The sequence below is a fragment of the Sulfurimonas sp. ST-27 genome (assembly GCF_048081595.1).
Classification (GTDB): Bacteria; Campylobacterota; Campylobacteria; order Campylobacterales; family Sulfurimonadaceae; genus Sulfurimonas; species Sulfurimonas hydrogeniphila.
On the sequence record NZ_CP182226.1, the window covers coordinates 1,384,533 to 1,405,185 of the forward strand.

Below are 20,653 nucleotides of genomic sequence, written 5' to 3' on the forward strand. Positions count from 1 at the left end.
TTAGCTACTCCGTTTACGCAGTGTTCTTGTCGGGGTTATAAGTACATCACATGCCACATCATATGCATCACATATCAAACTGTCTGTGTGACAAAATACCGGTTGTACAAAAATAGTATATGGTTTTTCTTTTAATTTTGCAAAGAAACGATCATACATCCCTTTTCCAAAACCAATTCTCTGTAAATTACCGTCAACTCCCACTGCTGGAACTATAGCTATATCAATTTTATTATTTTTTTTTATTGTATTTCCCGCTTCAAAAATATCAAATTTTTTTTTCTTTAGCGGTAATCTAAATGGTACCATTTTAAAACTTTCGCCTTGCATAAATGGCACAAAAATATCGTGTTTTTTTCTCATTTTTTTAAGCACTTTAAGGATATCTGCCTCATATGGCAACGGATAAAAAAACAATATTTTCAGTCTTTTGCCGGTTTTAAAATGTTCCAACTCTTTTAAGAGTGCATTATTTATTAAAAAATCTTTATAAAACTTATTGTGTTGTGATGCTTTTTTAATCTTTTGAAGACATATTTGCCTAAAACTGTTTTTTGTAAGAGTCATATTAAATCTTTATCGCTATAATTTTGCATATTTTACACAAATAAACAAACAAAGGCAAAAAAATATATGAGAAACACTCCACTCTTAACTACTTTACTGGCAATCGGATTACTTTTTGGAGCCTGCTCAAAAGAGAAAGAAAACACCCGCCAAGAAGCAAATTCACTCCTTGCAACAAATGAAATCATTTTAACATCACTCGACAACAAACAGCTTGTTGTCGAAAAAGCAGACAATGGACTGCAACTTGAGGGGGCAAAAGGCAAAGTAGTCATTTATGATATATTTGCAACCTGGTGTCCGCCTTGTCAGGCGGAAGCGTCACACCTTGCCTCACTCCAAAAAAAATACAAAGATAAACTCATCATTATTGGGATTAGTGTTGAAAACAATATTCCAAACGAAAAGCTTGAAACATTCAAAAAACAATATAATGCAAACTATACTCTTGTCAATTCAAGTGAAAACTCACGTATCATCAGTGAAATAGCAAAAGAGTTAAAATTAGGCAGAGACTTCGGAATTCCGCTTATGGTTTTATATAAAGACGGTAAAATAATCAATTATTATCAGGGTGCTACAGAAGAAGAGTTTATCGAAAGTGACATTAAAAAAGCGTTAGGAATATAACAATGTTTGGTTTTATAAAAAAATCCCTCAGCAAGACCGTCGCCGCTATAAAAACAGTCGCTCCAAAGAAAAAAATCACTTTTACCAAAGAAGAACTCGAGGACATTTTGCTTGAAGCGGATGTTGAATATGCTTTGGTCGAAATCATTCTCAACGAAATATACCAAGACAAAATCACACGTGAAATTTTGCGTTCCAAACTCTTGGCGACACTGGCATACACCTCTTACGAAGAACCGGAGTTCACACCGCCTTTTGTAGAACTCATAGTCGGCGTCAACGGTGCCGGAAAAACAACCACTATTGCAAAACTCGCTTACAAGTACAAACAGGAAGGCAAAAAAGTTTTACTCGGTGCAGGCGATACCTTTCGTGCCGCAGCCATCGAACAGCTGACACTTTGGGCAAACAGACTTGACATTCCCATTGTCTCTTCCAAACAGGGGCATGACAGCTCGGCAGTTGCCTATGATGCCATAGATTCGGCAAAGGCAAAAGGCATAGACAACGTCATCATTGACACCGCAGGGCGTCTGCACACACAGACAAACCTGGCAAATGAGCTCAAAAAAGTAAAACGCATCTGCGACAAAGCCCACAAAGGCGCACCGCACAGAACCGTACTCATCATAGACGGCACACAGGGCAATTCCGCAATAAGTCAGGCAAAGGCCTTCAATGAGATGATAGGCATAGACGGCATCATCATCACAAAACTCGACGGTACGGCAAAAGGCGGCAGTATCTTCTCCATCGCCTATGCCTTGGAACTTCCTATAATCTACGTAGGCACAGGAGAACAGCCGGAAAATCTCACACCGTTTGACAAGTACGAATTTGTCGACGGGCTGCTTGATGCCATTTTTACAGAAGATGCATAACTCTGCTTTTATATTATAGTACTTCATAAAACATACGGATAAAATATGGTTCAAACAATAATTTTATGATATAATATTTATGTTCAAACAATAAAAGGACTTCTAATGCTTCAAACTCTTAAAGATTATCAACTGAACTATTTACGAGTTTTAAAAAGTTCCTATAAGCGCTATATACACAAAAATATAGATTTTTCTCAAAAAATGATAGGTCTCATAGGTGCCAGAGGTGTTGGAAAAACAACTTTTTTATTACAGTATTTACAAGAAAATGATCTGCCTCTTGCTAAAAAGCTTTACTTTAGTGCAGATGCAATAGAAATAGAATCATTGTTTGAGATAGCATACAACTTTTCAAAAGAGGGTGGGAAGCTACTTGTCATAGATGAAATTCATAAATATAAAAATTTTGAAATAGAACTAAAAAAAATTTATGATATGCTTGATTTACATGTAATATTTTCTGGTTCAAGTGCATTGCAATTAGATAATTCTAAAGGAGATTTAAGCAGACGAGCTGTTCTATACCATATGAAAGGTCTGTCTTTTAGAGAATTTATAGAGTTAAAAAGCTCAAAAAAGTTGCCAACTTTTACATATGAAAAACTTTTTGTCGACCATGAAAATATAGCGTATGAAATATCTTCCAAACTAAAAATTTATGAGTATTGGACGGAGTATCTAAAAATGGGATACTACCCTTTTTATTTTGAAAATGAGGGAAGTTATCTGCTTAGACTCCAAGAGACAATCAATACGGTTATTGAAGTAGATATACCCTCTATTTTTCCGATAGAGTATGATAAAATTATTAAGCTTAAAAAGCTTATAAAATTTGTATGTGAATCTAAACCATTTAAAATCAATATTAAAGAACTCTCTGTAAAAATAGGTACAAGTGATTACCATACACTCTATAAATATATGGAGTATTTAAAAAGAGGAAAAATTCTTAACCTTTTAAGAGCGAAAACTAAAGGCGATAATATTTTCACTAAGCCGGATAAACTTTATTTGGGAAATACGAATCTTCATTATGCGTATTGCCAAAATATTGAGATAGGTACGATTAGAGAAGTTTTTTTTATGAGTATGTTTGACGATGATGTTCTAAGTGTACCTGCAAAAGGTGATTTTTTAATAAACAATAAATATTTGGTAGAAGTAGGCAGTAAAAATAAAACTTTTAAACAAATAAAAGATATACCAGACAGCTTTGTTGTTGCAGATGATATTGAAATCGGGCACGGCAATAAGATTCCACTCTGGTTGTTTGGGTTTTTATATTAAAATTTATCGTTAAAGCAGGTTGAACATAAGGTAGTACGAGGATATTCAATCACAGGGGTGGAATTAGAAGATATGTAACAAAAGAAGAAAATCAAGTTTTTCACTCTCTGAGACATAATCCAAGTTCACAAATGCTTAGAAATGCAGTACACCAAAAACTTCCGAAAGATTTAATAAACAGAATACTTGGACATGAACCTGATAAAGACACTACTACTCAGCAGTATTTTAGTGGGTATAGTGTTAAGGAACTTTTTAAGGGAATTAAGTGGTTGGAGTTTGGAAAATTATAGCTTGATAAATATTTATATTATCAGTTGTATCATTTTAAGCTTTTCTATATATAATTTGTAGGAAGTAGAATAATCTGCAACAGATGTTTGATGTGTCAATATAAAGAGTTGCAAAAATATTATGCAAAAAAAAATTAATACAAAATTACCCCTCTCAATGCCATTAAGTTAAGAAAATAGCTTGATGTTTTCTCGGAACCTAGGTTTTAACCCAGGCCTTAGTCTTGAAAGACACAAAGCCCGCACTGAAGTACGGGTTCCGAAAAAGCCGCTTAACTTAATGCCATTGGACTACCCTCCCCTGTGATTGGCTCTTTCTTTTTTATGACAAAATGTCATTTTTTTAATACAAAAATAAAAAATAGATTATAATGTTTCAAATATAAATAAGAGATAATCATTATGGCTAAGAAAAAAATACTTTTTGAGTGTCAACACTGTGGGCTTACCACACCTAAATGGATGGGAAAATGCACCAACTGCGGTGCCTGGGACAGTTTTATAGAATTAAACGAGCACCAGCAGGAAGTTGTCAAACAGACAAAATCAACGACATCATCATCGGCTAAAGCTGTCAGTATTAATGATATTGTAGAAGAAGAAATCTATAGATTTTCTTCACTCGACGATGAGCTTGACAATGTTTTAGGAGGAGGCATTGTTCCCGGTTCGCTCACACTTATAGGAGGAAGTCCGGGTGTTGGCAAATCAACCCTCTTGCTTAAAGTAGGTTCAAACATTGCATCAACAGGCAAAGATGTACTGTATGTTACAGGAGAGGAATCAGCCGGACAGATAAAACTGCGTGCAAACCGCCTCAAGTCAAACCATGATTCACTCTACCTTTTAAGTGAAATACGACTCGAGCAGATTTTGGTTGAACTTGAACACAGAAAATATGATTTTTTGATTATTGATTCTATTCAAACTATTTACTCGGAAAACATCTCTTCTGCTCCGGGAAGTGTTACACAGGTTCGCCAGATCACTTTTGAATTGATGCGTATTGCCAAAGACAAGGATATAGCCATTTTCATTATCGGGCATATTACAAAAGAAGGCTCTATTGCCGGTCCTCGGGTTTTGGAACATATGGTTGACACCGTTTTGTATTTTGAAGGGGATTCTTCCCAGGAGCTGAGAATTTTACGAGGCTTTAAAAACCGTTTCGGGGCAACAAGTGAAATAGGTGTTTTTGAGATGAAAGCCGAAGGACTTGTGAGTGCCACAGACATTGCTTCACGCTTTTTTAACCGTAACTCCTCTCAAAGCGGTTCTGCACTTACTGTCATTATGGAGGGTTCCCGTCCTATCATTTTAGAAGTTCAGGCGCTTGTGTCAGAATCACACACGCCAAATGCAAAAAGACAGGCAACCGGCTTTGACAACAACCGACTAAATATGCTTTTGGCACTGCTTGAGCGAAAACTGGAGATTCCGCTTTCGGGATATGATGTTTTCATCAATATAACAGGCGGTATTAAAATCACCGAAACAGCAGCCGATTTAGCCATACTCGCAGCAATTATCAGCAGTTTCCGTGACCGTGCCATCTCAAAAGAGACTATTTTTATAGGTGAAGTCTCTCTGGTTGGCGATGTTCGAGAAGTATATGCCCTTGATGCAAGGCTCAAAGAGGCAAGAATGCAAAATATCACCAAGGCACTTGTATCTAAAAAACCACTTGAAAAGACAAGTATAAAAACATTTATAGTCGATGAAGTAACAAAACTTTTGGAGTGGTATTAAATTATACATTTTAAAGTTATATTTGCATAATTTCGTTGTATAATAACCCTATATTTTCAAAAGGCAAAAAATGATAGATGCAGAGTTTAGAAGCGAAGAACGATTTTCAAGATTGTCACTGGCTTACGAATGTGCGAAAGAAAAAGATGATGTATGTGCAAAAATAGAATCAATAATCAATAAATATGCTTTCAAGCCTGACACATATACAACAAAAGTCGCTAACGGAAAAGAAGTTTTGGTTATTGAATTTCATGATGACTGTAATCGTGAAGCCGGACCGATTTTTGAAGAAATAATCAAGTCTCTTGATGTTAAAGTTATTAACTAAAAATAAAAATAATTATTTTTCTGATATACTAACAAAAATAAAACTGTAATTTCAAGGAAGAAATATGGCTGAAGAAAAAGAAACCGAAGAATCCGCACCCGTAGAAAAAAAATCCAGTAATTTGCTGATGATTATTATCATTGTTGTTTTGATTCTTATCATAATCATAGGTGCTGTAGTTGCCTTTTTGTTAATGGGTTCAGATGAAGAAGCAGCAGTCAACAATGCTCCTCAGGCACAGGAAAGAATGGCAGATACACATACAAGCAGAAAGAGTGTATCTAGCAGTTTATTTGACAACAACAGAAAACTGAGTGATATCGGTGTCTTATATCCGCTGGACACTTTTACAGTTAACTTAAAAAGTGATTCCGGAAGAAGATATCTCAAAGCAACAATGTCTTTAGAACTTGATTCTCCCGAGCTCAGTCATGAACTTGACTCAAAAGCACCGGTACTTCGGGACAGAATTATTCGAATACTCAGTTCTAAAACTTTAGAAGAAATCTCTTCCAAAAAAGGCAAACAAAAAGTTTCACAACAAATTATGGATACACTGAACTCTATGATTACTGACGGAAAAATACAAGGTATCTATTTTACTGAATTTGTTATTCAATAATAATTAATGATTGGTATAGATATTATAAAAGCATCACGTATGCAGCATCTGATGATGCGGTTCGGCGACAAAGGTCTTCGCAGATTTCTGTCAGAAGATGAAATCAGACTTGTAAAGTCCTACAAAACAGCAGCCGGATTCTGGGCTGCAAAAGAGGCATTTTCTAAAGCACTGGGAACAGGCATAGGTGTCGAATGCTCCTTTTTCGATATGAGAATTTATAAATCGGAAAAAGGCGCTCCGCTTTTTGCACTTTCAAAAAAGATCATTGAAAAATTTAAGATTACTGATGTTGCTTTATCGATTACACATGACGGAGACTATGCCATCAGTGTCGTCAGTATAGAGTTTTTAAACTCACCCTCCTCCGACAAAATCAAGCAGTTCTAATTTATCATTATCTTTTAAAACTTTTTTATCCCAGTCATTTTGCTTTACGATTTCCATATTTACTGCCGCTGCCATAACTTTATCAACCAAATCAAGTTCTTTTAATATTTCCAAGAGTGTTATATCTTCTTTAAAAACTTTGCTGTTTCCATTTACAATTATTTTCATAAAAACTTTCCCAATTTATTTTTTCTATTGCTAAATTATATCTATTTTACTTGAATATACAGGTAATATTTGATATAGCAATCCAAATTTTAAAAAAAGTTAAATAATTATTCTGCGAACTCTAAATACTGATGTTCTGACAAGCGTTTTAATTTATCCAACTTTATAATAAGAATAAATTTTGAATTTCTTCTAAAAATTCACTTTTATTGTGTATAACAGAACCACGAAGTATGATATTATTTAAAATACCTCTTCTGTACGGTGTCAGTTTTTTGTTTTGTGTATCATAAATATCTTGTTTATATTGTATTTCATTCGTCAATATCATTATTTTACAGTCATCATCTATAAGGTTGATGAGTGCACTGTATTTATATATAAGGTCAGATTTATTATTATTTTTTTTAAATTTACACTCTATCATATGAAGATGATTATTTTTCATCAAAAGTATGTCAAACTCATTAATAATATTGATGCTATTGTTAAACGGTTGTTTTACAATTGTACCAACTTCTATATCATCAAATGGAAGTTCTTTTATTAATAGATAAATATAATATTCAAAAAGTCCTCCCGTAATTAAAGGACCGTCATTAACAATATCAATTTTCATATTTTTTATTAGTTGATAAGCCCTTGGATACCTATTTGTTTGTAAAGATTTTTGTTGACTTATATCTCTGTTTAAGCGTTCAAGTTCATTAGAGTACGTATTAAAAAGTTCAAGGATTTCATATTTATACTTGTGTGCAAACTCTTTATTTCCTCTTTGTTCAACGGTAAACCCCTTAAGTTCAAAATGTTCGACTATAGAGAGTGAATTTTTCAATGTAATATTTTGCATACCTTTTTTTGTTATCAGGTTGTAACTGTTCTCATACATATCATAACTTAAAAAATTACCACCACGTTCTAGCAGTCCCATAGCAAGAAGCAGACCAATATTTGCCAATCCATCTGTAATATTAAGATAAACTTGAGACATTTCCGGTTCTATTTCTTCAATTCTTTTAATAAGTCTTTTAATGCTTGCAACAGAATCTTCATCGACGACAAAAGCTTCTGTTGTTATATTAAGTGCCTTTTTTATATTGAATTTTTCAAGTGCTTTAACAATCTGTCTCTGCTTTCTTCTCTCACCAAAAGCATCATCATTAACCACAATATGATGTGTAACTCTCTTTTTTAATTCATTATATAATGGAAAAAGTGAGGAATGAAAATCTCCAATAATTGAAATAAGTAACATAAAATAAAACCTTTCATAAATTTTAGAAAACTATAACTCTTTTTTTGTTTAAAATAAATTAAATTAAGAATATCAATATATAATATTTCCTCCAATTTTAAACGGAATAAAATACATGAAAAAAGACTATGATAAAACACTGACACGACTTGTAGGTATTCTTACAAAACTCTCTAATGAAGAGATGCCAACCTCCAAAGAGTTAGCAGATGAATATAATGTAAGTATGCGAACAATTCAAAAAGACATAAAAGAACGACTTCATTATTACCCAATAGTAAAAGACAATGAGCATAGATTTCGATTTGAGTACGGTTATTCACTTAAACGTACAACTTTGACAAATGATGAGATGGTGTTTTTAAATCTTGCCCTTACACAGTTTGAAAATGTAGATGATATCGATAAAATAAAAAATAGCATCTATAAAAAAATAATAAATAAAAACTTTTATTCGCCCTATTTTATCAAGCAGGCTGATCTTGAAGATTTAGATATTGAATCACCTTTCATATCGGAACTTGAGCAGATTATAGAAGATAAAAAAATTGTATACATTACTTTTACAAATCAAAAAAAAGAACTTGAACTTTATAAAATCGCTGCTTTTGATGGTTTTTGGTATATTTTAGCAAAAGATATCGAGGAGCAAAAAGTAAAAGTATTTCGTCTTTCAGACATCAAACATATAAAAAAGACAGAAAAATATCATCATACGAGTAACAAGTATATAGAAGAAGTTTTAGGTCGTGTACACTCCGCTTTTTTTGAAGATGGAAATTCTTTTGAGGTTGAAGTAAAAGTATATAAAGAAATTGCCATCTATTTTAAAAATAGAGAATTTTTAGAATCTCAAGAAATTTTAGATACTTATGAAGATGGTTCTTTGCGAGTAAAATTTTGTGTAAGTCATGATGAAGATATTGACAATATTATAAAGTCATGGCTTCCGCATATTGAAGTACTAAAACCAAAGAGGTACAAAGATAAATTACTAAATGAGCTGCAAAACTACATAAAAAATTTAAAAACGAATTAATGGTGTCGTTTATGCTGTATATAATTTTATAAATGAAAAAAAAGGTTGAAAAAATGACAAAAATCGTAGCAACAATGGTAATGGGAATTGTAATTACAACCAGTGCACAGGCAAATAATGTATATAGCAATACAAATCGTATTTGGTTTAATAATACAGCTCTTAGTAAAGTAAAAATAGGAGGAGGAGTAGATAACTCAAACCTCTATATAGGTATAGATTGGATGACACCTTCGCAAAAAGGTTTTAGTATTGGACTTGGTACTGATTATTTAAACTATGCAGGACCAAAGAACAGTTCACAAACTTATGGAAGTATATATACTTTTGGTGCTGAACTAAAAGTTGCTTATGACATTGGTGAATTAAGTGCCGGGTATTTTCCTGTTCAACTTAAAGCAGGGTATGGCTATGGAGTAGCAAGGATTAACACATTAAACAAATGGGGTGCAAACTACAGTGTAGCAGCAGAAGTAAATGTTTATAAAGGAATGGGCATCGGTATCGCACATCATTGGCAAGATACTGATACAATTAATTTTGATGACAGTGTTGTCTATTTTTCTATAGCTTATTAAAAGTATAACAATGGCACAAATCTTTTTACTTGGTGGAAATGATCTTGAAATGATAGAAATAAAACATCTGCTGGAGCAATCCGGCAAGTGTTTTTACGATAGAGAACTCACATGGGGTGCAAAACTCAGTGACTATAAAGATATCTTCAATGATACAGATACCTTTATAGCCATTGAATTACAAGAAGATATAACACCACCAAAAAATTACAAAACTATAGATCATCATGGAAAATTTTCGCAAAGAGAGAGTTCACTTCAACAGTTGGCAAAAATACTTGGTTTAGATCTTAATCGATGGCAACAACTCGTAGCGGCTAATGATGCACACTATATCTCAGGTCTTAAACAACTCTGTGCAACACCAGAAGAAATAGAAAAGATTCGCAAAGCAGACAGAATAGCTCACGGTGTTACTTTAGAGGATGAAGCAGCAGCCAAACAATCACTCCAAACTCTAAACGGTCAAAATATTATCTACTCCCACACATCACACTTTAGTACAATTTCAGACAGAGTTTACAATGAATTTACACACTATGTCATCTATAATGATGAAAAAATTGTTTTTTATGGCTATGAAATAAAAAAAGTTATAGAGTTTTTACATAGAAATAAAATTGATGATAGTAATTACTATTTTGGTGGCGGAGACTATGGGTTTTTAGGGATTATAGAGGGAACTTTGTCAGGAAAAGAGATACAAAAACTAATAAAGGAGTTTAAAGATATGCAAAAGCAAAAAGAGATCATCAGTTATCATACGTTTATGTTGCCTTTTACATTCAAAGGAGCATTTCAAAAAAAAGAAAACTGGATCTATAAACCATATGCTGTTGAAAACCATGAGACATACAATGAGTACCTTTACTTCTACAAACATGTTCAAGAAGCTCTTTTTAACAAAAAAGGAGAAGGAGACTCTTTTTCTGACTACTATGAATATAAAATACAAGAAGGTATATATGTTATTGATTGTAAAAAAGGAAAGTATACACTTGAAATTGACGGTATCTCTTTACGTACTTTTCAAACAGATGTCGCCATTTTAACATTTAATCTGATCAACAAAGAGTATGGCAATCCTCAAGATATTTTAGCAATTAATGACTATGGCAGAAGAATATATCCTCCATTTTTAAACCTGGAAAAAGGTTTACAAGGGACAAAAGAGGTTCTTTTGGCAAATGCACTTACATTGCAACTGCAAGGGGAAGACCCTATAGAAGAAAATTTTTGCCGTTTTGAAGAAGTAAAGGATCATGATGCTGAAGACCTTTTGCCATCTTTTATTAAAATTCTTATAAAGAAGAATTTTTCTGAACAGAAAATTAAACCAATCATAGATGACAGAATGTTTTTACTTTCTCAGTACCACAATGATGACATAGTAAATAAACTAAAAGTATTTGATGAGGACAAAAATGAATATGCGTATGCAAAGAGTGATTTTTGGTATGAGTATCTCTTTGTAGATGGTAACGGTAAAACCTGTCAAAGCAGACATATGTGTCAAAAACTCATCACTGAGTCAAGTTATGATAGATGGATAGAATCAGGAACCCTCTTTGGCATCAGCCGTTACTCTTTTGTATCGCTTACAGGAAAGGAATTTGGGAATAATATACTCTTGGGGCATACACGTACAATCTACTTTCAAATGTTTACACTTTTATTGGCCTACCGTGCAAGTATCATTAAGTTTTCAGATGAGATACAAAATACAACAGATAATAAGAACAGAGATTTGTCACAATCAACAAGAAAACTCTATAAAAAGTACTTAAATTATTTAAACAAACTCTACTTTAAAGAACTTACGGCACAAGATCAGGGCATAGAACTTTATAACCAAGCAATGCAGATAATGGAAATTTCAAAATATATGCACGATCTTGACAATGAGATGAATGAGTTACATACGTTTGTAGAAATGATTGAGGAGAAAGAAACAACAAAGACAATGAATAAGCTTACAGAGCTTGGAACTATATTTTTACCGGGAACATTCATAGCCGGTATGCTTGGTATGAATGTACTTCCTGCCGGTATTTCTGGATGGCTGTGGAGCGGAGTTACATTTCTTGGTATTTTCTATGTAACAAAGAAAATTACGCAACGCTATAATATTAATCTTAAAACATTTTTCACATCACCAAAAAAGGAGCATCATGAGTAAATTTAAGCGCGAGTTCACTCTCAAACAACACACCCCCATCATTCACTTTCAAAGTGAACAAAACGGGGCGACATTAAGAGCTACGGAATTAAAACCAAAATTTGATCGGTTTTTATTGGAAAATGTAAAAGGTTTGCCTTATATAAAAAATATAAATGGGCATAAATCATTAGATTATAAGGTGAACATAGAACCTAATCTTGCATCGAGTAAAAAAATAGAAAAAGGATCTCTTTTTTTTGGGAATATTGGAGATGGTAAAGAAAAAGAGTACAAAGAGTACACAAAACCTTTTAAAATAGTCTTTTTAAGCTTCCTACCAGAGATTTTAGATGCTATCGATAATAATTTCGAGGCATTTTTGGCAAATACCAACTTTGGAACAAGGCAAAGTAAAGGGTATGGAAGTTTTTATTTAGCGAATAAAAAATTCAATCAAGATTTAGTCCTAGAAAAGGTTTATACTTTTTCATCAAAAGATTGGGAAAAAAATGTAGGGCTGTTTTATCAGTTTTTAAGACAAGGTATAAATCTTTCAATGCGCCCATCAAGTCCTTTTTATACAAAACCAATTATCTTTGCATATGCTAAAAGTAAAGGATGGCAATGGGAGAAAAAAAGCATAAAAGAGAAATTCTTTGCAAACAAGCTTCAAGAACAACAAAACAAACATCAAAGTGATGTTTTACTGTTTTCATCAGACAAAAAACTTCTCTTACGTGATCTTTTTGGACTTTCATCTTCTCAAGAGTGGAAAAGTTATAATGTAACAATAGAGAAAGAGCATCAAGACATAGAACGTTTTCAATCACCGATAACGTTTAAAATAGCAGACGAAAGAGTCTATTTCTGGGCAGATAAAAATGTCCAAAAATTACTTGATCAAGAATTCACTATCAAAGTAAAGAGAAAAGGAGATCTAAAACTCTCTACTCCAAAAAGTTTCAGCTTCGATGATTTTTTTGCTTTTGCTTTTCGCCTTAATTTAGAGACATATATTGAGAGTAAATATCATAAAGCAAATGAGTATGCTGTACTTAAAAAAATATTTAATGAAATAAAGGCTGGCTTATGAAATATATAGGACTAACAATAGGACCAATTTATAAAACACTGAAAAAAGCCAAAAAGCCAAAAGAACTTTTTAGCAGCAGTTATATTTTTTCTTATATAATGAAAGAGATAGTACAAAAATTTAAAACAAGAAAATTTATTACTCCATATGTAAATGATGATGTATTCAAAATAGATAAAGTTGGATTATTTCATGATCGCTTGATTTTTAAATCACAAAAAGGTGATGCTGAAGCGTTAGAACGTTGTATTGATGAAGTATTAAATGATGTCGCTCTAAAACTTGCTGTTTCTTTTGAAAATGTTAAAAATTATTTACAAATTCATTTCATTGAAAAAGAGTTGAGTGCAGATGCAAACCCTATTATAAAGCTTACTCCGTATCTTGATACCAAGGAGCTTATGTTTGAAGTAACACAAGATGAAAGTTTTGCAAATGCTCTCAGAAGAAAAAAGGGTGATAAAGATAACTTTCTTACAGAGGGAAAAAATATAGTAGATGATATTAAAAAACTTTGCTATCATAATTACTACTGTATTGTTCATGCAGATGGTGATAAAATGGGAGTGGCAATAGAAAAACCAGAAAATATCTCTAAAGTTTCACAAGCACTCTTTCACTACTGCCAAAATGCACATGAAAGTGTTAAAAAATTTGGCGGACAGACAATATTTGCCGGTGGAGATGATTTACTCTTTTTCGCTCCGGTTATAGGTAAAGATAAAAGTACAATTTTTAATCTTTGTGACAAGATTGCACAAGACTTCAGTACCAATATTCCCGAAGCAACATTAAGTTTTGGTATCTCCATCAACTATGTTAAATTTCCTCTTTATGAGGCACTTGAAAACTCAAGAAAACAACTTTTTGCAAAAGCAAAAACAGAAGATAAAAACAGTGTCGCTTTTCAAGTCACCAAACATAGCGGACAAAGCTTTGAAACAATAATTCGCAAAAACGATACAGAGGTATATCAAAAGTTCTTAAAACTGATGACAACACTTGAAGATGAGCAAAACAACAGTAACTTTTTACATTCCCTGCACCATAAAATAAAGAGTTACAAAACAACATTAAATGAAATTTTACATAATGAAAAAAAATTACATAACTTCTTTGATAACTATTTTAATGAAGCTGGGCATAGTGAATACAAAGATTTTTTTGATGAACTTGTATCATATATGGCTGCTTCAAAAGATCTAAATCAGGTCTATGCAACGCTCCGTTTTATGAAGTTTGTAAAAGGAGATAAATAATGAAATATCTTATAACACTAAAAGCACTTGAACCTTTCTTGTTTGGTGGTGAAGATACTTATGGAACACTAGGGGATAAAACAAATGGCACATATCTGGTAAAATCACGTCAATTTCCACAGCAGAGTGCACTTTTGGGAATGCTCAAAAAAGAGATTATGACACAAGCAGGTGTACTCACTCGTAAGATAAGAGGAGAATGGATTGATAAAAAAGATAAAGAAGATGCAAAAAAGCTTACCGGCACGCAAAAGTTTGATATCTTAACAACACAGACACAAGATTTTGGTGTTATTAAAAGCCTGTCGCCACTCTTTTTAATGAACGAAAAAAAATCATTTATAAAGAAAGTAGATATAGACAGCTACTCTTATAAAGATGGTCTCCTCAAAGGATACAATCCAAAAAAAGATATTTATGATAATTTTGTTTCAACAAAGACGCATACAAAATTATCTAGCAGTGATATATTTCAACCAATCCAACAAACAGGTAACAAAAAAAACGGTGGAGACAATTCACTCTTTAAAAAAACAACGTACCTGCTACGGGATAATTTTGTTTTTGCTTTTTATCTTGATGTTGATTTCGAACTAAAAAGTAGTCTTATAACTCTTGGGGCAGATAGAAGTAAATTTCTTATGCAGGTAAAAGAGTCTTCAGACAGTGTGCAATATGAAGATAAAAACGGTTACTTGACACTTTTAAGTGATGCCTATATTACACTTGAAAATATTGCACAACATTGTGACTTTGCTGTGACAAGTGAAATAAGTTTTCGAACTTTACAAAACAAAAAACATGTAACACAGCACAATAAATTTCAAAAAAGTAAAAAAGTAAATCTTTATGAAAAGGGCTCTGTCTTCATTAACCCTTCTCAAGATTTACTGCAAAACCTCAACAACACAAACTGTCAAAAAATTGGCTTAAATATATATTCATACAAACAGGGAGATAAATAAAATGAAAATAGAACTTTATAAAATCAATACACTCAGTAACTTACATGTAGGTAGCGGAGATATAAACTTTGACATTATTGACAACCAGGTACAAAGAGATGCTATTACAAATCTTCCAAATATTAACTCTTCTAGTCTCAAAGGTGCTTTTCGTGAAGTATTTTCATCTGAAAATGGTTCTAAAGCCCTGGTAGAGTATATCTTTGGACCTGATAATATTTCAAACGATTCTCATCAAACAGGAGCATATAGTTTTTTTGAAGCACAAATACTTACACGTCCTGTTCGCAGTAATGTAAAAGCATATTTTAATGCAACTTCCCCTTTAGTTATTCAAAATTTCTTAGAAACAATTGAAAATTTCAATATTGATTTTGATGCAGAAACAAAAAAAGTATTGCAACGCTTTGCTGATTTAAAAGTACAAAAGAGTTCACCACTGATTTTTCAAAATATAAAAAATGCTATTTTGGAAGATGACAAAGCAACTGTCAGTAACTTTGATACAACAGTTTTAGAAAAATTTTTAGGAAAAAATTTAGCACTTTTTGATGATGCTGACTTTAAGCAACTAGAACTTCCTGTATTAGCTCGTAACGCCTTAGAAAATGGAATAAGTCAAAATTTGTGGTATGAAGAGGTCGTTCCGAAAAAAACACAGTTTTTCTTTTGTATTGCAAAACCTGATAATATTGATGAAAAAGATGCCAAAAAGATAGCAGGCTTTGAAAATAGATTTCACAATGAGGGTTCTATAGTTCAATTTGGTGCCAACAAATCTATAGGTTATGGCTTTTCTAAAGTAACAAGGATTTCATAATGAGTAAAAAAAATATTGAAAAGCATATACCAAAAGCTATAAAAGTTTTAGAACGTACATTTGAAAATGGTGTTATTCCATCAGCATACAATGGCTATATATCTTCTTTTGGTGCGAGTGTGATTCAGAGTGGTTTAAAGCCGACACTTGCACTCTTTGAAAACACAGATGCAAACACTAAAGAGGACAAAAGTTATTTAACAAAGATTATTTTACAGATACTAGATCAAGATACACAGGAGAGTTCTTTGTTAAAGTATATTCTCCCAAAACAAAAAAATGAAGCATATCTCAAACAACAGATATTGGATATTGCTGTAGCTGTGAAGCTAAGCATAAGAACATTTAAACTCAAAAAAGGTGAATAACATGGGTGCAAATATTGGATGGCTCTTTTACAAAGAGTATTTTAAAGATATCAACTATGCAGATATATCAGACGCTAAAAATGAATCTTTGATTCAGCAAAAAGTAGATAATATCATCAAACAAAAGCCAGAGTTAGAATCAAAAGATTTTTTGGGAAATATCCACTTTACGGCAACAACCACCTACCCTGGACTTTTGCTTGGAAGTGGTAATGCCCATGAACTTCCAAGTATTAAAGGACAGGCTATCTTAGGTTTCTCTTTTGACTATACAACAGGTCTCCCGGTAATTGCTGGTTCTTCCGTAAAAGGGGTACTTAGAAGTATTTTTAAACATAAAGAATATATTCAGGAATTACTTGAAGATAAAACTGTTGATATAGAAGCACTTGAGCGTGAAATTTTTACCAATGGCGATATTTTTTTTGATGCAACTGTCTCAAAAAGCGGACGCAATCTTTTGGGTGATGATTTTCTAACACCACATGATGAAAACGGATTAAAAAATCCCATACCGCTTCGCTTTATAAAAGTGATGCCGGGCGTAACTTTTACATTTGAGTTTAAACTCAAAGATGGCATTATTACAAAAGAGCAAAAAGCACTGCTTTTTGCCAATATCCTGGCAGACAGAGGTATAGGAGCCAAAACAAATGTAGGCTATGGGCAGTTTGAGGCGAACCTTGCACAAAAGGCAAAAAATCAGATTCAAGATTATCAAGAAGAGCTTAAAAAACAAGAACTTGAGCGGAAAGAGAAAGAAGAACAATTACAAAAAGAAGCAGCTCTTTCTGCGCTTGACTCAAATGTAGAAAAAATTAAAGTGAGCATCGCAAACTATACTAAATCAGATACAAAACTGATTTTTGAGACTATAGAACTGTATGAACTTGCAGTCGATGAAAAAAATGAACTTGCTGACTTTCTTGAGAGCCATATAGGTCCAAAACCTACACCAAAAAACAAAGCGCCTATTAAATGGGCGATAAAAGTTTATGAACTTTTGGGAAGATAGTTTATGTTTACGAAGCCACTTGAGTATATCTTTTTGCCATCAGCACTTAAAAGTGCTTATGAAGAGATAAATAAAAATGCAAGCGGTATTGATGAAATACATTTTAAAGAGTTTGAAAAGGAGTTTGATGAAAAGATCAATAAACTTTCTAACAAACTCTTAAAAGGAGAGTTCTCTCCTGAACCGTTAAAGCAGATAGAGATAGAAAAAACTGATTCTGACGAGAAGCGCCCCATTGCCCTGAGTGCAATTAAAGATAAAATAGTACAAAAAGTTCTTTATAATAATCTCAATCCTTATTTTGAAAATAAATTTAATGACAAATCATATGCTTACAGACCTGACAAATCAACCATGAAAGCACTCAACCGAGTAACTGACTACATAAATAAAAAATACTTTCATATTCTCAAAAGTGATATTGACAATTTTTTTGAAACTATAGATCATGACATATTATTAAATCTGCTAGAAACAGAGATAGCAGATAAAAAAATTCTCAAGTTAATTTCCTTGTTTTTAAAGACAGGTGGTTTTAAAAATATGGAGTATGATGATCATCTCCAAGGTGTGCATCAAGGTGATATACTTTCTCCTTTACTCTCAAATATCTATCTCAATCAAATGGATATATTTTTAGAAAAAGAGCAACTGGTTTTTGTGCGTTATGCAGATGATTTTGTTTTATTGTTTCAAAAGAAAAATGATGCCTACAAAGTCTTGAAAAAATTAAAAGAATTTCTAAAAACACTGAAACTTTCTCTTAAAGAGAGTAAAACAAAAATTGTTCATATAAGCGAAGGCTTTACATTTCTTGGCATCTCTTTTATAGGAAGAAATCGCTTTGTAGCAGAACAAAGAATAGTCCGCACACTGCAAAAAATAAAAAGCATAGCCAACACATCAGCTGGTTTTTATACTTATTCAGAAAATATAAACAGCTACTTAAGAAGTCTAAAAAACTATTATCTTAAAATTATACCCGAGCATAACCAGCAACATCTTATGCTACAAAATGCTTTGATTGAAAGTGTTTCACATAAGGTATATCTCAGTAAAACAAACAAAACAGTAAAGACGAAAAAAGTATTTAAAAATTTCATATCCGAGATTCGTTTTGAAATACTTTTTGATAAGACTGAAGCAAACTCTGCAAGAGAACTTGCACTTGCAAAAGGCTATGAAGAGTACAAAGCAAATAAATCCTATAAAGCTTCTACAAAAATCATCAACAAAAAGAAAAATATATATGCTAAAAAATTTGCAAACGAGGCAACGTTACATATAAGTACGCCGGGACTAATGCTTGGTATTTCAAAAAATAAGTTTGTTGTAAAAGAATATGGCAGAGTAAAAGAACGTTATCCTCTTAATAGAGTTGAACGTATCATTTTAGAAGGGAAAGGTTTTACCATAAGCAGTGATGTTTTTAAAAAATGTGCCCAAAACAATATAGGCATAGATTTTATAGACACAAAAGCATTTCCTTATGCAACTTTTACAAGCTATAATGCTGCATCTACGCAGATATATACAAAGCAATCTTTACTACTGCAAACAAAAACACATATTTTATTAGCGCAAGCTTTTATAAAAGGAAAGGCAAAAAATCAGTTAAATTATCTGAAGTATATGAACAAATATCATAAGATATTAGACAAAGAAATAAACACGATGCAAAAAAATTTCCTTAAAATAAAGACAGCTGAATCAATAGAGTCTCTGATGGGTATAGAGGGTGCTATTTCTGCATCGTATTGGAATGGTGTTCGTTTGTTACTTGAAGTTCCTTTTGAAAAACGCATAACACAAGGTGCAAGGGACATTGTAAACAGTTCGCTCAACTATGCCTATGCAATTTTATACGGAGAGGTACAGCGTGCACTTCTTACAGCGGGCTTGAGTTTAAATATCTCATTTTTACATACTTTAGACGGTAACAAACCTACACTTACCTTTGATATGATTGAAGAGTTTCGAACGTTTATTGTCGATAGAGTGCTAATCTCTATGCTCAATAAAGATGAACCTCTCAAATTAGGGACCGATGGACTCTTAACAAAAACAAGCAGACAACTTTTGTCTCGTAATATCAAAGAAAAACTAGGAAGCTATACAATGTGGAAAAAAGAGTCAAGAAAAGTAAAAAACATCATACAAACACAGGCATATCTTTTAGCTAAGGTAGTAAAAGGCGAAGAGAAAAAGTATAAACCTTTTATAGGAAAGTTTTAATGAAGTATGTGATAAGCTACGATATTGCTAACGATAAACATCGTACAAAACTATCTACCCTTTTAGATAAATATGGAACGCGCGTTAACTACTCTGTATATGAATGTGAACTCAGTCAAAGACAATTCGATAAACTGCTGTATGAAATAGAACTTAAAAAGTTTATAAATAAAAAGTATGATTCGTTACGGTTTTACTATATTCATGAAAAATCAGTTGGGCGTTGTTTTGAATTTGCAAACAGAGCAGAACCCTTTGAATATGAGGAGATGTTTATTTAAAACAGTATAAAATTCTCTTGCGAACTTTTTTCAGCGTATTTTAGAGGCTTACAAAAAAAATCAGTTGAAAAAAGTTCGTAAAAGTCAGATGTTTTACTTTTTTCTAACTTGATTTGCGAACTTTTAGTTTTTTTTTAGTTTGAAACCCTTTGTTTAAAGTGTTCTAAAACTAAAACAATCCTGAAAGTGAGATGATCGTATTTTTTGAGAAAAACATTAAATAATTTGCGAACTTTTTGAAAGATACAAACCTCGTAAAACAGGCGTTTTTTGACTTTTTACTGTTCAAACTTCAAAGTTACATTTTGTAAAAAGAGGGGGATTTTCGAATTTTTTTGATAATATTCGTAATCATCGCTTGTGTAACTCTTCCAAGAAAGGGTATAATACTCATCCATATAGCCATTTTAGGCTATCCATCTCACCCCGCGTGAGATAGTTATTTCGAGACGTAAACATAAGCTTTCCCGTCTGGAGATTTTAAGTGATATCCATCTCACCCCGCGTGAGATAGTTATTTCGAGACTCCTAGTACTAGTAGGCGATAAAGGTTTGCCTCTACGAATCCATCTCACCCCGCGTGAGATAGTTATTTCGAGACTTTCGTCAAGATCTACGACGAGGCGGAGTCTATATCCATCTCACCCCGCGTGAGATAGTTAT

Annotated in this window: 21 protein-coding genes; 18 read left to right on the forward strand and 3 right to left on the reverse strand. The window is 32.7% G+C overall.

The genetic code is table 11. The features are described 5' to 3' along the window. Complete coding sequence (locus tag ACM66U_RS07335; RefSeq protein ID WP_151900087.1) at positions 1-567, reverse strand: 5-formyltetrahydrofolate cyclo-ligase; 567 nt, start codon at positions 565-567, stop codon at positions 1-3. 66 nt (positions 568-633) lie between these two features. On the opposite strand from ACM66U_RS07335, the gene ACM66U_RS07340 reads away from it, so the two are divergent. From ACM66U_RS07340 to acpS, 7 genes are all read left to right on the forward strand, one after another. Continuing rightward, positions 634-1,197 (forward strand): TlpA disulfide reductase family protein, encoded by a 564-nt coding sequence (locus ACM66U_RS07340; RefSeq protein WP_346388891.1) that lies wholly within the window; start codon positions 634-636, stop codon positions 1,195-1,197. A 2-nt stretch (positions 1,198-1,199) separates the two neighbouring features. Continuing rightward, positions 1,200-2,078, forward strand: coding sequence for a signal recognition particle-docking protein FtsY (gene ftsY, locus ACM66U_RS07345; protein WP_418640431.1), 879 nt, complete (start codon positions 1,200-1,202; stop codon positions 2,076-2,078). 105 nt (positions 2,079-2,183) lie between these two features. Next, entirely contained in the window at positions 2,184-3,368 is a 1,185-nt protein-coding gene (locus ACM66U_RS07350; RefSeq protein WP_346388893.1) for an AAA family ATPase, read from the forward strand. Between the two features lie 695 nt (positions 3,369-4,063). Further along, positions 4,064-5,410, forward strand: coding sequence for a DNA repair protein RadA (gene radA / locus ACM66U_RS07355; protein WP_418640432.1), 1,347 nt, complete (start codon positions 4,064-4,066; stop codon positions 5,408-5,410). Between the two features lie 70 nt (positions 5,411-5,480). Continuing rightward, positions 5,481-5,741 (forward strand): hypothetical protein, encoded by a 261-nt coding sequence (locus ACM66U_RS07360; protein WP_151900081.1) that lies wholly within the window; start codon positions 5,481-5,483, stop codon positions 5,739-5,741. Positions 5,742-5,805: 64 nt separating this feature from the next. Further along, positions 5,806-6,363: a flagellar basal body-associated protein FliL gene (gene fliL, locus ACM66U_RS07365; RefSeq protein ID WP_418640433.1), complete on the forward strand. Its 558-nt coding sequence runs from the start codon at positions 5,806-5,808 to the stop codon at positions 6,361-6,363. A gap of 6 nt (positions 6,364-6,369) precedes the next feature. Continuing rightward, complete coding sequence (gene acpS, locus ACM66U_RS07370; RefSeq protein ID WP_418640434.1) at positions 6,370-6,753, forward strand: holo-ACP synthase; 384 nt, start codon at positions 6,370-6,372, stop codon at positions 6,751-6,753. Here the strand turns inward: acpS and thiS are convergent. Both thiS and ACM66U_RS07380 read right to left on the reverse strand, forming a co-directional pair. After that, entirely contained in the window at positions 6,721-6,921 is a 201-nt protein-coding gene (gene thiS / locus ACM66U_RS07375) for a sulfur carrier protein ThiS (RefSeq protein WP_346388895.1), read from the reverse strand. The genes acpS and thiS overlap by 33 nt on opposite strands. A gap of 163 nt (positions 6,922-7,084) precedes the next feature. Continuing rightward, complete coding sequence (locus ACM66U_RS07380; RefSeq protein ID WP_418640435.1) at positions 7,085-8,176, reverse strand: Card1-like endonuclease domain-containing protein; 1,092 nt, start codon at positions 8,174-8,176, stop codon at positions 7,085-7,087. A 115-nt stretch (positions 8,177-8,291) separates the two neighbouring features. On the opposite strand from ACM66U_RS07380, the gene ACM66U_RS07385 reads away from it, so the two are divergent. The 11 genes from ACM66U_RS07385 to cas2 are packed head-to-tail and all read left to right on the forward strand — an operon-like array spanning position 8,292 to position 19,990. Continuing rightward, on the forward strand, positions 8,292-9,215 hold the full coding sequence (locus tag ACM66U_RS07385; protein WP_418640436.1) for a helix-turn-helix transcriptional regulator: 924 nt from the start codon (positions 8,292-8,294) through the stop codon (positions 9,213-9,215). Positions 9,216-9,247: 32 nt separating this feature from the next. Next, the gene (locus ACM66U_RS07390; protein WP_418640437.1) at positions 9,248-9,793 is read left to right on the forward strand and encodes a hypothetical protein; all 546 of its coding nucleotides are present in this window, start codon (positions 9,248-9,250) and stop codon (positions 9,791-9,793) included. A gap of 10 nt (positions 9,794-9,803) precedes the next feature. Further along, positions 9,804-11,972 (forward strand): CorA family divalent cation transporter, encoded by a 2,169-nt coding sequence (locus ACM66U_RS07395; protein WP_418640438.1) that lies wholly within the window; start codon positions 9,804-9,806, stop codon positions 11,970-11,972. Then, on the forward strand, positions 11,965-13,047 hold the full coding sequence (locus ACM66U_RS07400) for a hypothetical protein (RefSeq protein ID WP_418640439.1): 1,083 nt from the start codon (positions 11,965-11,967) through the stop codon (positions 13,045-13,047). The genes ACM66U_RS07395 and ACM66U_RS07400 overlap by 8 nt, the downstream gene beginning before the upstream one ends. Next, a complete protein-coding gene (locus tag ACM66U_RS07405) occupies positions 13,044-14,306 on the forward strand; it encodes a Cas10/Cmr2 second palm domain-containing protein (protein WP_418640440.1) in 1,263 nt (420 codons plus the stop codon). The genes ACM66U_RS07400 and ACM66U_RS07405 overlap by 4 nt, the downstream gene beginning before the upstream one ends. Beyond that, positions 14,306-15,271 (forward strand): hypothetical protein, encoded by a 966-nt coding sequence (locus tag ACM66U_RS07410; RefSeq protein ID WP_418640441.1) that lies wholly within the window; start codon positions 14,306-14,308, stop codon positions 15,269-15,271. The genes ACM66U_RS07405 and ACM66U_RS07410 overlap by 1 nt, the downstream gene beginning before the upstream one ends. Position 15,272: 1 nt before the next feature. Further along, complete coding sequence (cmr4, locus tag ACM66U_RS07415; RefSeq protein ID WP_346388903.1) at positions 15,273-16,091, forward strand: type III-B CRISPR module RAMP protein Cmr4; 819 nt, start codon at positions 15,273-15,275, stop codon at positions 16,089-16,091. Continuing rightward, complete coding sequence (locus ACM66U_RS07420) at positions 16,091-16,459, forward strand: type III-B CRISPR module-associated protein Cmr5 (protein ID WP_346388904.1); 369 nt, start codon at positions 16,091-16,093, stop codon at positions 16,457-16,459. The genes cmr4 and ACM66U_RS07420 overlap by 1 nt, the downstream gene beginning before the upstream one ends. Position 16,460: 1 nt before the next feature. Further along, positions 16,461-17,474 carry a type III-B CRISPR module RAMP protein Cmr6 gene (gene cmr6 / locus ACM66U_RS07425; protein ID WP_346388905.1) on the forward strand — a complete coding sequence of 338 codons (1,014 nt, stop codon included), beginning with the start codon at positions 16,461-16,463 and terminating at the stop codon, positions 17,472-17,474. A 3-nt stretch (positions 17,475-17,477) separates the two neighbouring features. Next, positions 17,478-19,709 (forward strand): CRISPR-associated endonuclease Cas1, encoded by a 2,232-nt coding sequence (gene cas1, locus ACM66U_RS07430; protein ID WP_418640442.1) that lies wholly within the window; start codon positions 17,478-17,480, stop codon positions 19,707-19,709. After that, positions 19,709-19,990, forward strand: a complete 282-nt coding sequence (gene cas2, locus ACM66U_RS07435) for a CRISPR-associated endonuclease Cas2 (protein ID WP_346388907.1) — start codon at positions 19,709-19,711, stop codon at positions 19,988-19,990. The genes cas1 and cas2 overlap by 1 nt, the downstream gene beginning before the upstream one ends. Positions 19,991-20,653: the final 663 nt, after the last annotated feature.

Excerpts from the sequence above, each read along its gene's own strand:
- ACM66U_RS07335 (WP_151900087.1), bottom strand. The coding sequence starts at position 567 with ATGACTCTTACAAAAAACAGTTTTAGGCAAATATGTCTTCAAAAGATT.
- fliL (WP_418640433.1), top strand. The coding sequence starts at position 5,806 with ATGGCTGAAGAAAAAGAAACCGAAGAATCCGCACCCGTAGAAAAAAAA.
- ACM66U_RS07350 (WP_346388893.1), top strand. The coding sequence starts at position 2,184 with ATGCTTCAAACTCTTAAAGATTATCAACTGAACTATTTACGAGTTTTA.
- cmr4 (WP_346388903.1), top strand. The coding sequence starts at position 15,273 with ATGAAAATAGAACTTTATAAAATCAATACACTCAGTAACTTACATGTA.
- ACM66U_RS07385 (WP_418640436.1), top strand. The coding sequence starts at position 8,292 with ATGAAAAAAGACTATGATAAAACACTGACACGACTTGTAGGTATTCTT.
- ACM66U_RS07340 (WP_346388891.1), top strand. The coding sequence starts at position 634 with ATGAGAAACACTCCACTCTTAACTACTTTACTGGCAATCGGATTACTT.
- ACM66U_RS07395 (WP_418640438.1), top strand. The coding sequence starts at position 9,804 with ATGGCACAAATCTTTTTACTTGGTGGAAATGATCTTGAAATGATAGAA.
- ACM66U_RS07405 (WP_418640440.1), top strand. The coding sequence starts at position 13,044 with ATGAAATATATAGGACTAACAATAGGACCAATTTATAAAACACTGAAA.
- ACM66U_RS07400 (WP_418640439.1), top strand. The coding sequence starts at position 11,965 with ATGAGTAAATTTAAGCGCGAGTTCACTCTCAAACAACACACCCCCATC.
- cas2 (WP_346388907.1), top strand. The coding sequence starts at position 19,709 with ATGAAGTATGTGATAAGCTACGATATTGCTAACGATAAACATCGTACA.
- ACM66U_RS07390 (WP_418640437.1), top strand. The coding sequence starts at position 9,248 with ATGAAAAAAAAGGTTGAAAAAATGACAAAAATCGTAGCAACAATGGTA.
- ACM66U_RS07380 (WP_418640435.1), bottom strand. The coding sequence starts at position 8,176 with ATGTTACTTATTTCAATTATTGGAGATTTTCATTCCTCACTTTTTCCA.
- radA (WP_418640432.1), top strand. The coding sequence starts at position 4,064 with ATGGCTAAGAAAAAAATACTTTTTGAGTGTCAACACTGTGGGCTTACC.
- ftsY (WP_418640431.1), top strand. The coding sequence starts at position 1,200 with ATGTTTGGTTTTATAAAAAAATCCCTCAGCAAGACCGTCGCCGCTATA.
- thiS (WP_346388895.1), bottom strand. The coding sequence starts at position 6,921 with ATGAAAATAATTGTAAATGGAAACAGCAAAGTTTTTAAAGAAGATATA.
- cmr6 (WP_346388905.1), top strand. The coding sequence starts at position 16,461 with ATGGGTGCAAATATTGGATGGCTCTTTTACAAAGAGTATTTTAAAGAT.
- acpS (WP_418640434.1), top strand. The coding sequence starts at position 6,370 with ATGATTGGTATAGATATTATAAAAGCATCACGTATGCAGCATCTGATG.
- cas1 (WP_418640442.1), top strand. The coding sequence starts at position 17,478 with ATGTTTACGAAGCCACTTGAGTATATCTTTTTGCCATCAGCACTTAAA.
- ACM66U_RS07420 (WP_346388904.1), top strand. The coding sequence starts at position 16,091 with ATGAGTAAAAAAAATATTGAAAAGCATATACCAAAAGCTATAAAAGTT.
- ACM66U_RS07410 (WP_418640441.1), top strand. The coding sequence starts at position 14,306 with ATGAAATATCTTATAACACTAAAAGCACTTGAACCTTTCTTGTTTGGT.
- ACM66U_RS07360 (WP_151900081.1), top strand. The coding sequence starts at position 5,481 with ATGATAGATGCAGAGTTTAGAAGCGAAGAACGATTTTCAAGATTGTCA.